The 12,424-nt window shown below is 64.5% G+C and carries 7 protein-coding genes; all 7 read left to right on the top strand.

The window, feature by feature from the left end; all coding sequences use genetic code 11:
- The first annotated feature begins 866 nt into the window (after positions 1-866).
- The 7 genes from ACVOKO_RS17340 (at position 867) to ACVOKO_RS17310 (ending at position 12,258) form a co-directional block, all read left to right on the top strand.
- Positions 867-3,326: a GH92 family glycosyl hydrolase gene (locus ACVOKO_RS17340; RefSeq protein ID WP_346500244.1), complete on the top strand. Its 2,460-nt coding sequence runs from the start codon at positions 867-869 to the stop codon at positions 3,324-3,326.
- Between the two features lie 98 nt (positions 3,327-3,424).
- Positions 3,425-4,483 carry a LacI family DNA-binding transcriptional regulator gene (locus ACVOKO_RS17335; RefSeq protein WP_346500242.1) on the top strand — a complete coding sequence of 353 codons (1,059 nt, stop codon included), beginning with the start codon at positions 3,425-3,427 and terminating at the stop codon, positions 4,481-4,483.
- Between the two features lie 43 nt (positions 4,484-4,526).
- Positions 4,527-5,834 carry an L-fucose:H+ symporter permease gene (gene fucP / locus ACVOKO_RS17330; RefSeq protein WP_346500240.1) on the top strand — a complete coding sequence of 436 codons (1,308 nt, stop codon included), beginning with the start codon at positions 4,527-4,529 and terminating at the stop codon, positions 5,832-5,834.
- 6 nt (positions 5,835-5,840) lie between these two features.
- Positions 5,841-6,836 carry a carbohydrate kinase family protein gene (locus ACVOKO_RS17325; protein WP_346500238.1) on the top strand — a complete coding sequence of 332 codons (996 nt, stop codon included), beginning with the start codon at positions 5,841-5,843 and terminating at the stop codon, positions 6,834-6,836.
- The gene (locus ACVOKO_RS17320) at positions 6,833-8,074 is read left to right on the top strand and encodes an AGE family epimerase/isomerase (RefSeq protein ID WP_346500236.1); all 1,242 of its coding nucleotides are present in this window, start codon (positions 6,833-6,835) and stop codon (positions 8,072-8,074) included. The genes ACVOKO_RS17325 and ACVOKO_RS17320 overlap by 4 nt, the downstream gene beginning before the upstream one ends.
- A gap of 33 nt (positions 8,075-8,107) precedes the next feature.
- Entirely contained in the window at positions 8,108-10,822 is a 2,715-nt protein-coding gene (locus ACVOKO_RS17315; RefSeq protein ID WP_346500234.1) for a beta-mannosidase, read from the top strand.
- Positions 10,822-12,258: a glycoside hydrolase family 47 protein gene (locus tag ACVOKO_RS17310; RefSeq protein WP_346500232.1), complete on the top strand. Its 1,437-nt coding sequence runs from the start codon at positions 10,822-10,824 to the stop codon at positions 12,256-12,258. The genes ACVOKO_RS17315 and ACVOKO_RS17310 overlap by 1 nt, the downstream gene beginning before the upstream one ends.
- Positions 12,259-12,424 lie beyond the last annotated feature (166 nt).

Below are 12,424 nucleotides of genomic sequence, written 5' to 3'. Positions count from 1 at the left end.
GTGCCGAGCCATGCTCGGAAGGGGCCTTACCGGGAAAGCCTATGCAGAGCATGGCTCGGCACTACGGCTCTGCTCCCTCCCTTTCGCGTAGCGAAGGGGGGTGAAGAAGGCCTGCTTGCGCGCCACCTGATGAACGACCGAAGGCTGTGCCTTCGGGCCGGACGGGCTGGGAGGGGTTGGCTCTCAGGCGTTTGCGCCGCCAGCTTCGCGGCGTATGCCGCTGCCGGGATGTTGCTGGTAAAGCCCCTGCCGAGCATGGCTCGGCACTACCGCTTTGCTCCCTCCCTTTCGCGTAGCGAAGGGGGTGAAGAAGGCCTGCTTGCGCGCCACTGGCGCGCGGCCTGATGAACGACCGAAGGCTGTGCCTTCGGGCCGGACGGGCTGGGGAGGGGTTGGCTTCTAGGCCTTTGCGCGCCGCCACCTTCGCGGCCTATGCCGCTGCCGGGATGTTTGCTGGGAAGGCCTCTGCCGAGCATGGCTCGGCACTACGGGGCGGGATTTGGCTGGAATGTTGCGCCGCAGAATGCGCTCGCGGAAATGCCCGTGCTTTACTTGGATCGATCTAAATTTTCAGGAAAGCATTCCCAGGGGGCAGTGCTGGTTGCGCAGATGCACGGTCGCGGCCGCTGTAAACCACTGGAAATGCTGCCAAAGACGCTTCAGAAGGCCCCGGTTTATCTGCTTCTGCCTTGCTTGCCGCAGTCATCGCGGTAGCCGGGCAGCGGGGCTTGAGCAGTTTTGCTGATGCCTGGCATCTCTCCCCCGTCCCTTGCGGGACGGGCTGGGTATCAGCGGCCCGGCTTGTCCGGGCCAACCTTTGCCGTACCAACATCGTTGCCGCACCGACCGACCCAAGGATCCAAGACATGAGCCGATCGCCGTCCACCGTCCATTCCCGCCGCCGCCCATTGGCAATGGCTGCCTGTCTGCTGGCGCTGAGCTTCGCGCCGTTGCTGCAGGCCGCTCCGTCGGCCGCGCTGGAGCGCGAGGTCAACACCTTCATCGGCAGCAAGGATGACGGCAACACCTTCCCGGGTGCGTCGGCGCCATTCGGCCTGATCCAGGTCAGCCCGATCGGCAGTCATTACTCGGGCTGGCGCTATGACGACGAGAAGATCCGTGGCTTCGGGCATTCCTTCATTTCCGGCGCTGGTTGCTGGGAGCAGGGCGGGCAGGTTTCGGTCTTGCCGGTGACCGGCAGCATCGGCCCGGGCGGTGATTTCGATACCAAGGACCCCAAGCGTTTCGACCACAAGAACTACGCCTCGGCCTATAGCCATGACGGCGAAGTAGGGCAGGCCGGCTATTACAAAGTACGCCTTACCGACTACCGCGGCATCGACGTGGAAACCACCGCGCGCACCCGCGCCGCGGCCGAGCGCTACACCTTCAGCGCTGGCGTCAGCGAAGGCCAGGTGCTGGTCAACGTTGCGCAGGCCAACGAGCGCCATTCGGTGATCGGCAGCGTCATCGATGTGGTCGGTGACCGCGCGGTGGAAGGCAAGCTGGTCACCAAGAGTTTCTGCGGTGGCCACCAGTACACGACGTGGTTCCGCATCGAATTCGATCGCCCGTTCAAGGCGCATGGTACCTGGGGCGAAGCAGGCGGCCTGCCCGGCGCGCGCCACAGCATGGAAGGCGAGGCCAAGCCCAATGGTGCGTGGCTGAGCTTTGATCTGGCCGACGGCCGCAGCGTCACCGCTACCAGCGCGATCTCGCATGTGGATGCCGAAGGCGCGCGCAACAACCTGCGCAGTGACGGCATGCAGGGCGGCAGGCTGCTGGGGTTCGATCGCATGCGCGCGCTGTCGCAGGCGCAATGGCGCGAGCAGTTGGGCAGCGTCAAGGTTGAAGGCGCGAGTGCCGACGACCGCACCGTGCTGTACACCGCGCTTTACCACGCACTGCTGCAGCCGATGACCGGCAGCGATGCCGATGGTCGCTACCGTGGTTATGACGACGGGATTCATCGCGCCGATGGTTGGACCTATTACGAGTATTTCTCGCTGTGGGATACCTACCGCACGCAGAACCAGTGGCTGGCATTGACCCGCCCGGACGTTGCGCGCGATATCGGCCGCAGCCTGCTGGCCATCAATGAACAGGGCGGCTGGTTGCCGCGCTGGGGCTATGCCAACTTCGAAACCAATGTGATGACCGGCGACCCGGTAACCCCGTTCATGGTTGACCTGTGGCGCTTCGGTGCGCTGCAGGGCCGCGAGGCGGAAGCCTGGGGTGCACTGCGTCGCAATGCCTTTGAAATGCCGCCGATCAACTCGCGCCATGCCGGGCGTTCCGGCAACGCCAGCTACCTGGCCAACGGTTATGTCGGTTACGACCGTGCATTCCCGTCCAAGGGCATGGATGTGGACCCGCATCACGGTGGTTCGGCAACGCTGGAATACGCGTTGGCCGACTGCGCACTGGCGCAGATGGCCGATGGCCTCGGTCACGCGGCCGATGCGGCGACGCTGCGTACACGCGGCGGCAACTGGCACAAGGTGTGGGATGCGGATGTGCGTGATGCGGAAACCGGCTTCACCGGCTTCCCGCGTCCTCGCGATGAGAACGGCGACTGGTATACACCGGCCGATGGCCACTACAGCCCGCGTTCGCAGCACGGCTTCCACGAAGGCACCGGTTGGCAGTACCAGTGGCTGGTGCAGCAGGACGTGCCGGGCATGCTGCAGGCCATGCATGGCCGCGAACAGGCCGGCAAGCGCCTGGATGCATTCTTCGCCTACGACGCTCTTCTGCAGGCGCCGCTGACCGCGGCACGCAAGGAGTGGGTGGTTGGCCCGTACAGCTATTACAACCAGTACCGCTACAACCCCAACAACGAGCCGGACCTGCATGCGCCGTGGATGTATACGCTGATCGGCCAGCCGTGGAAGACGGCCACCGTGGTCCGCGCCGCGCAGCAGCTGTTCACCAATGCGCCGAACGGCGTCACCGGCAATGACGACCTGGGCACGATGTCGGCCTGGTACCTGTTCAGCGCGCTGGGCTTGTACCCGGCAGTGCCGGGCAGTGGCCAGTTCCTGCTGCACGCCCCGCGCTACAGCAAGGCCGAGGTCACCCTGGGCAACGGGCGCACGCTGCGCCTGCAGGCACCGGGCGCCGATGGCCGCAGCCTGCAGTACATCCAGGCGGTGCAGGTTGATGGCAAGCCGCAGCCGGCGGTGTGGCTGGACTGGCAGCGCCTGCAGCAGGGCGGCGATGTCCGCTTCACGCTGGGCACGCAGGCACCGGAGCAGGGCTGGGGCACGGCCACGGCCGACCTGCCGGTGTCGTACTGCGCCACCCCGGCCAGCGCCCAGCCGTGAGCACGGGGCGCACCAAGGCTGGTAAGGCAGGAGCGGGCAGCGCAAGCGGTGACCGCGATCCTATAGGCTTGGGGCATCCTGGAACCGCAGCGGAAACGATGAAAGAAACCTCACCCGGCGCCAAGGGCGCACGCAAGGCCGGCCAGCGCGCAGTCACCGTCACCGACATCGCACAGGCGGTGGGGGTGTCGCGGGCGACCGTGTCGCTGGTGCTGCGTGGCAGCCCGCTGGTCAATGTCGACACCCGCGCCAAGGTCGAGGCTGAGCTGCGCAAGCAGCGTTATGTCTACAACCGCACCGCCGCCAACCTGCGCCGGCGCACCTCCTCGTCGATCGCGCTGGTGATCAACGACCTGTCCAACCCGTTCTTCGCCGAGTTCGCTTCGGGCGTGGACGAGGCGCTGGGCGGCAAGGGCTATGTCACCCTGCTCGGCAGTACCGGCGAATCGCCGCAGCGGCAGCAGGCGGTGCTGAGTACCTTGATGGAACACACGCCCACCGGCTTCATCCTGTCGCCGGCCGAGGGCAGCGATGCCGAGGAGCTGCGCCACGTGCTGGGTGCGCACGCCAACGTATTGCTGTTCAACCGTGAGCTGGCCGGTGCCGAGTGGGACTTCCTCACCCTGGACAACCAGCACGGTGCCTACATGGCCACCCGGCACCTGATCGATCGCGGTCATCGTGATATCGCATTCTTCGGCGGTCATGCGGCATCCAGCTCGTGCGCGCAGCGCCGGCTCGGCTACCAACAGGCGTTGAGCGAAGCGGGTTTGCCGCTGCACGCGCAGTGGATGATCGAGTCCGCCCCCAATCGTCTGGAAGCGGCGGCACGTACCGGTGAATTGTTCGAAAGCGCACAGCGCCCCAGCGCGGCGGTCTGCTACAACGATACGGTTGCATTGGGCCTGATGCTGGGCCTGACCTCGCGTGGCATCCGCCCGGGCGGCGACTTCGCCGTCACCGGCTTCGACGATATCTCCGAGGCTGCGGTTGCGGTGCCACCGTTGACCACGCTGACTGCAGACCCGCGCGAACGTGGCCGCCAAGCCGCCGCCTTGCTGCTGCAGCGCCTGGACAACCCCGACGCGCCACCAATGCGCACCGTTGCACCGGTGCAGCTGCGGATCCGCGAAAGCAGTGCAGCAAGGCCGAGTTGAGTTTTCAATCCCACCGTTCGACTACCGCATCCAGGCAGCCCACATGCACATACCTACATCGCCATCGTCTACATCAAACCCGTCGGCGCCCGTGGTCAATACGCGCGTGGCCTTGGCGGTGGCGACCATCATCTTCTTCATGTGGGGCTTCCTTACTTGCCTCAATGACATCCTGATTCCGCACCTGAAGTCGGTGTTCGAACTGAATTACACCCAGGCAATGCTGGTGCAGTTCACTTTCTTTGGTGCCTACTTCCTGATGTCGCTGCCGGCCGGGCGCCTGGTGGCAAGGCTGGGCTACAAGCAGGGCATCGTCGCCGGGCTGGTCATTGCCGGCATCGGTGCACTTGGCTTCTGGCCGGCGGCCGAGCTGCGTGTCTACGGTGCCTTCCTTGCGGCCTTGTTCGTATTGGCAACCGGCATCACCGTGCTGCAGGTTGCGGCCAATCCCTATGTCGCGCTGCTTGGCCCGGAACGCACCAGCTCCAGCCGCCTCACGCTTGCACAGGCATTGAATTCGCTGGGTACCGCCATCGCGCCGATCTTCGGCGGCATGTTGATCCTGGGCAATACGGTGAAGAGCGCCGATGAGCTGACCGCGCTGCCGCTGGCTGACCAGCTGGCCTACCGCGCGCAGGAAGCGCAGTCGGTGCAGGGGCCGTATCTCGGCCTGGCGGTGGCGCTGTTCCTGCTTGCGCTGTTTGTATTTCTTTTCCGGCTGCCGTCGCTGAGCGAGAACAGCGAGCAGGCCGACAGTGCGCGGCACAGCTATGGCGATGCGCTGCGCCACAAGCACCTGTTGTTCGGCGTGCTGGGCATCTTCTTCTATGTAGGTGCCGAGGTGTCGATCGGCAGCTTCCTGGTCAACTACCTGTCGCTGCCCAATATCGGCGGCTTCAGTGAGCAGCAGGCCACGCATTATGTGTCGCTGTACTGGACCATGGCGATGATCGGCCGTTTCGCCGGTTCCGCGCTGTTGGTGCGCTTCTCGCCGCGAAAGCTGCTGGCGCTGTTCGCCTTGATCAACGTCGGCCTGCTGGCATTGACCATGGCCAGTGAAGGCACGTTGGCGCTGTATTCGGTGGTGGCGATCGGCCTGTTCAATTCGATCATGTTCCCGACCATCTTCGCGCTGGGCATCGAACGCCTGGGGCCATTGACCAACAAGGCCTCCAGCCTGCTGATCATGGCCATCGTCGGCGGCGCCGTGGTGCCGTTCCTGCAGGGCATGCTGGCCGATCGCATCGGCGTGCATCACTCCTTCATCCTGCCGTTGCTGTGCTACGGCTACATCATTTTCTACGGGCTGGTCGGTTCACGCGCCAGCACCGGTGTCAGCCAAAAGGACTGAGGCCAGATGGGCAAGATTGTTTGTTTCGGCGAAATTTTGATCGATCTACTAGCGCAACCGCCGGCCTCGGCCGACACCCCGCGCGCGTTCCTGCAGTACGCGGGCGGCGCCCCGGCCAATGTCGCCGTGGCGGCTGCGCGGCTCGGTGCCAGCAGCCACTTCGCCGGCATGCTGGGGCGCGACATGTTTGGTGATTTCCTGCTGGAAAGCCTGCAGCAGGCCGGGGTTGAAACCGACTGCATCGTGCGTACCGACCAGGCCAAGACCGCGCTTGCCTTTGTCGCGCTGGATGCGCAGGGCGAGCGTAGTTTCAGCTTCTACCGGCCACCGGCGGCGGACCTGTTGTTCCGCACCGAGCATTACCTGCCAGCCTGTTTCGACGGCACCGCCTGCTTCCACGTCTGCTCCAACAGCCTGACCGAGGCGGAGATCGCGGCGGTGACGTTCGAGGGCATGGACCGTGCACGCGCGGCCGGTGCGGTGGTCAGCCTGGACCTGAACCTGCGCCCGGCGCTGTGGCCGGCCGATGTCGATCCGACACCGCGTCTCTGGCAGGCGCTGGAACGTGCGGATCTGGTCAAGCTCTCGCGCGAAGAGCTCGATTACCTGGCCGCACCATTGGGTGCCGATGGCGAGGCACAGGTGCTGCGTCGCCTGCTGGCCGCGCAGGCACAGTGGGTGATCGTCACCGATGGGGCGGGAACGCTGCGTTGGTATACGCGACATGGCGAAGGCGAGGTGCCCAGCTTCCGTGTGCAGGCGGTAGATACCACTGCTGCAGGCGATGCGTTTGTCGGCGGTGTGCTGGTGGGCCTGGTCGAACGCGGTGGTGCGGGCGCCGGCTTTGCCGCGTTCTGCAAAACCCCCAATGCCATCCACGGCACGCTGCGATTTGCCGCCGCCGTTGGCGCCTTGGCGGTTACCCGCAAGGGCGCGTTTGCCGCAATGCCCGCATTGAATGAAGTGCAGCAGCTGCTGCAGCAACAGGAGGCCACTGCATGACCAGCACCCCGGATTTCCGTTCACCGGCTTTCCTGCGCGCGCATGTCGCCGATACGATGGCCTTCTACCACCCGCATTGCATCGATGCCGAAGGTGGCTTCTTCCACTACTACCGCGACGACGGCAGCATCTACGACCGCAGCCACCGCCACCTGGTCAGCAGCACGCGTTTCGTCTTCAACTACGCCATGGCCTACCGCGAGTACGGCAATGCCGAGTACCTGGAAGCGGTGAAGCACGGCGTGCGCTATCTGCGTGATGTACACCGCAATCCGGCCACCGACGGTTATGCCTGGACCCTGCGTGATGGCAAGGTCGAGGACGACATGAACCACTGTTATGGCGTGGCCTTCGTGCTGCTGGCTTACAGCTGCGCGTTGAAGGCCGGCATCGAACAGGGCCGCGAATGGATGGACGAAACCTGGCAGCTGCTGGAGCGGCATTTCTGGGAGCCGCAGCACGGGCTGTACCGCGATGAAGCCGACGCCAACTGGAACTTCACCGGTTACCGTGGCCAGAACGCCAACATGCATATGTGCGAGGCCATGCTGGCTGCGTTCGAAGCCAGCGGCGAGCAGCGCTATCTGCAGCGCGCACTGCAGCTGGCCGACAACATGACCCGCCGGCAGGCGGCCAAGGCCGGCGGCCTGGTCTGGGAACATTACGACACCGACTGGAACATCGATTGGGATTACAACCTGGACAATCCCAAGCACCTGTTCCGCCCGTGGGGTTTCCAGCCCGGCCACCAGACCGAATGGGCCAAACTGTTGATGATCCTCGACCGCCATGTCGACGCCGACTGGTTGGTGCCTACCGCGCGGCATCTGTTCGATACGTCGATGACGCGCTCGTGGGATGAAGCGCGTGGTGGCCTGTATTACGGCTTCGCGCCGGAGTCGCGCCGGCAGCCCAACATGGACGGCGCCGCCATCGGTGGCGACAGCTTCGTCTGCGACGACGACAAGTATTTCTGGGTGCAGGCCGAGTCGTTGGCCGCTGCCGCGCTGCTGGCCAAGCGCACCGGCGATGCCGGCTACTGGGAGTGGTACGACCGGCTGTGGGCGTATTCGTGGCAGTACTTCGTCGATCATCGTTTCGGCGCGTGGTTCCGCATTCTCGATGCCGACAACCGCAAGTACGACGACGAAAAGAGCCCAGCCGGCAAGACCGATTACCACACCATGGGCGCCTGCCACGAAGTATTGAACGTGGTTCGCGAGCAGCAGCCGGGCTGAGGCCCGGCAACGTCAAGCACTAGCGGAGGGGCTATGCGGCAGCGTTTGCAGAAAAAATTTGGATCGATACAAAAGCGCGCTGGCAGCGTGCAGCGTGCGTGGCTGACGTGGGTTCTGCTGGCGCTGGCCGGCAACGCGTCGGCTGCCGAACTGCAGGCGCAATGGAGTTTCAGGTTGCTGCCCGGTGATGCACAGCTGCAGGCCCACCCCGGCATGGACGCGTGGAAGCCGGCCACAGTGCCTGGCAGCGTGCACACCGATCTGATGGCTGCCGGTCTGATTGGTGATCCGTATGTGGGAGCCGCAGAGGCGGGTTTGCAATGGATTGGCCTGGGCGCCTGGGAATACCGCGCACGCTTCGATGTGGATGCCGAAACCCTGGCGCGCGCGCATGCCGAACTGCGTTTCGACGGCCTGGATACGTTTGCCGAAGTGCGCCTCAACGGCCAGCCCTTGCTGAAGGCTGACAACGCGCACCGTACCTGGCGTGCCCGCGTTGATGGCCGCCTGCGCGCGCAGGGCAATGAACTGCAGATCGTGTTCCGCTCGCCTATCCGCACCCTGCTGCCGCAGGTACAGGCGATGCCGCACAAAATCGCCGGCAATTATCCCTCGCCCTACGGTGATGAACCCAAGGACGCGATGGTTGGCAACTTCGTGCGTAAACCGGCCTATCACTTCGGCTGGGATTGGGGCCCGCGCTACGTTACTGCTGGCGTTTGGCGACAGGTGCACCTGGACAGCTGGGACCAACAACGCATCACCGATCTGTCGGTGCGTACCGATGCACTGGATGCGGACGCCGCGCGGCTGAGCGTGCTGCTGCAGGTTGAGCAGGCCGATGCCGCTGCCACGCAGAAAGTGGTTGTTGACGTGCTCGGTCCGGACGGTGCCAAGGTCGCCCAGCTCACGCAGGACATCGCGCTTACGCCGGGCGAAAACACCGTGTCGCTGCCGCTGCAGATCGACAAGCCCCGCCGTTGGTGGCCGGTAGGCTATGGCGCCCAGGACCGCTATACCGTGCAGGCGCGGCTGGGTGATGGGAAACAGGACGCGTTGGTGTCCAGCATCCGCATCGGCCTGCGTACCGTGCAGCTGCAGCGTGAGGAAGACAAGGACGGCGGCCAGGGCTTCGCCTTTGTCATCAACGGCGTGCCGGTGTTCGCCAAAGGTGCCAACGTCATTCCCTTCGATGCCTTCCCTGCACGGGTGACGCGCGAACGCCTGCGGCGCGATCTGCAGGCCGCGCGCGATGCCAACATGAACATGCTGCGCAACTGGGGTGGCGGCTATTACGAGGACGATGCTTTCTACGACATCGCCGACGAGCTGGGCCTGTTGGTCTGGCAGGACTTCATGTTCGGCGGCGGCATGCAGCCGGGTTATGACCCCGCATTCCGCGCCAACGTGGTGGCCGAGGCGCGCGACAACATCCGCCGCCTTCGCCACCACCCAAGCATCGTGCTGTGGTGTGGCAACAACGAGGAAGAAACCGCGTGGAAGGATTGGGGCCACGGCAAGACGCTGAAGGAAGCCGACCCGGTGTTCGCGCAGAAGGTGTGGCAGGGCTATGTGGACCTGTTCGGCAAGGACCTGCGCAGCGTGGTGGCCGAGGAAGGCCTGGGCGTGCCGTACTGGTCCAGCTCGCCCAGCAATGATCTGGATGCCAAGGCCAACGACTCGCGCCGTGGTGACAAGCACTATTGGGAAGTCTGGGGCAACCCGGCGTTGCCGCCGACCGCGTATCTGAAGGAAACCCCGCGCTTCATGTCCGAGTACGGACTGCAGGCCTGGCCGCAGCTGTCGACGATCAATGCCTTTGCCACCGCCGAAGAACAGCAGATTGATGGCCCGGTGATCCAGGCGCACCAGAAATTCCTCGCCGGCAAGGGCAACGAGCGGCTGCTGCACTACATCGAGATGGAGTTCGGTACGCCGCGCAATTTCGCCGATTTCGTCTATCTGAGCCAGATGATGCAGGCCGAAGGCATCGAGCTGGCGGCGCTGCATCACCGCGCCTCGCGGCCGTACACGATGGGCTCGCTGTACTGGCAGCTCAACGATGTCTGGCCGGGTGCGTCGTGGTCCAGTGTGGATTACTACGGCAACTGGAAGGCGCTGAACTTCCACGCCAAGCGCTTCTTCGCCGATGTCGCGGTCGCTGCGCTGCGCGACGAAGGAACGACCCGTTTGAGTCTGCTCAATGATGGCCGCCAACCACTGGATGCGCAGTGGCAGATGCGCGTGCTGGATTTTGACGGCCGTGTGCTGCGGCAGGAACGCAAGGCCGTCCGCTTGCCAGCCCTGTCGGCGACCGCAGTGGCAAGCTTCAGTGATGCCGAACTGCTGCAGGGCGCAGACGCCAGCCGCAGCGTCGCAGTCTTTGAGCTGCTGCGTGGCGATGCAGTGCTTGCGCAGCGATTGATCTATTTCGTCCCGGCCAAGCAGCAGGCCTTGCAGGCCGCACAGCTGCACAGCGAGCTGCGCGCCGAAGGCGATCATTACCTGCTGCAGCTGCGCGCCGACAACCTGGTTCGTGGCGTCTGGATCGGCTTCAACAATGCCGATGCCAACGTCGAGGACAACGCCTTCGACCTGCTGCCCGGTCAAGCCCGTGAGCTGATCGTACGCAGCACCGCACCGCTTACCACCCTGCGCACAGCCCTGCAGTTGCAGACGCTGGGCGACATCCTGCAGTCCCGTCCCGTTGCATCGCAAGACAACGCTTCCGTCGAGAGGATTCACTGATGACCCGTTCCCTGCGTACCGCCCCCCTGGTCGCCGCGCTGATGCTGGCGCTTTCCGCCTGCAGCCAGCAGGCCGCCGCTCCCGCCACTGCCCCGGCTGCACCGGCCGCTGCCACTGCAGCCAATGCGGATGCCGCCGTGCCTGTGGTGGATGATGCCGAAGCCGCCCGCATGGCCGAACAGGTCCGCGAGGCCACCCGCCACGCCTGGCAGGGTTACATGCAGTACGCCAAGGGCCACGACGATCTCAAGCCGATCAGCGCGCAGCCGCGCGACTGGTATCCCAAGCCGCTGCTGATGTCGCCGGTGGACGCGCTGGACACCTTGCTGCTGCTCGGCCTGGACAAGGAAGCCAACGAAGCCCGCGAGCTGATCGTCACCCAGCTGTCCTTCGACCAGGACATCGACGTACAGAACTTCGAAGTCACCATCCGTCTGCTCGGCGGCCTGCTGTCGGCCTACCAGATGACCAACGACGAGCGCCTGCTCAAGCTCGCCGATGACCTGGGCACGCGCCTGTCGCCGGTATTCGACAGCCCCACCGGCCTGCCGTACACCCACGTCAACCTGCACACCGGCAAGACCAGCGGCGAGATCAGCAACCCGGCCGAAACCGGCACCTTGCTGCTTGAGTTCGGCACCCTGGCCAAGCTCACCGGCAAGCAGGCGTATTACGACAAGGCCAAGCGTGCGCTGGTGGAAACCCATAAGCGCCGTTCCAAGATCGGCCTGGTGGGTTTGAACATCAACGTCGAAACCGGCGAGTGGACCAACAAGGATGCCTCGATTGCCGGCGGCATCGATTCGTACTACGAGTACCTGCTCAAGTGCTGGAAGCTGTTCGGCGACGAAGACTGCAAGAAGATGTGGGACGAGAGCATCGGCCCGATCAACCAGTACCTGGCCGACGAAGTGCGCGAGGGTGAGCTGTGGTACGGCCACGCCGACATGGATACCGGCACCCGCACCGCCACCACCTATGGTGCACTGGACGCCTTCATGCCCGGCCTGCTGGCACTGGGCGGTGACCTGGACCGCGCCAAGCGCCTGCAGGAATCCAACCTGAAGATGTGGCGCCTGCACGACATCGAACCGGAATCGCTGGACTACGCCAAGATGGAAGTGCTCTCGCCCAGCTATGCGCTGCGCCCGGAGATCGTGGAGTCGGCGTACTACCTGCACCATTACACCGGCGATGCGCGCTACCGCGGCATGGGCAAGGAATTCTTCGATGACTTCGTGCGTTACACCCGCACCGAGCATGGCTTCTCGGCGCTGAAGGACGTGCGCAGCAAGGAGAAGGACGACTCGATGGAGAGCTTCCTGTTCGCCGAGACCTTCAAGTACTACTACCTGCTGTTCGCCCCGGCCAAGACCCTGGACTTCAACGGCGTGGTCTTCAACACCGAAGCCCACCCGCTGCGTCGTACCTGGTAAGAAAGCGGGAGAGCAAAGGCTCGTCCAGATCCATCCGGAGCCTGGCTTCCTGGTAAACCCACCGAAGCTAGGCTTCCTCGAAACCTACCGAAGCTGGGCTTCCTCGAAACCCACCGAAGCTAGGCTTCCTCCCCTCTCCCGCTTGCGGGGTGAGGGGGGTAGTTTG

It is taken from the genome of Stenotrophomonas sp. STEN240 (assembly GCF_056756175.1).
This window is presented reverse-complemented; position numbering and strand designations above follow the sequence as displayed.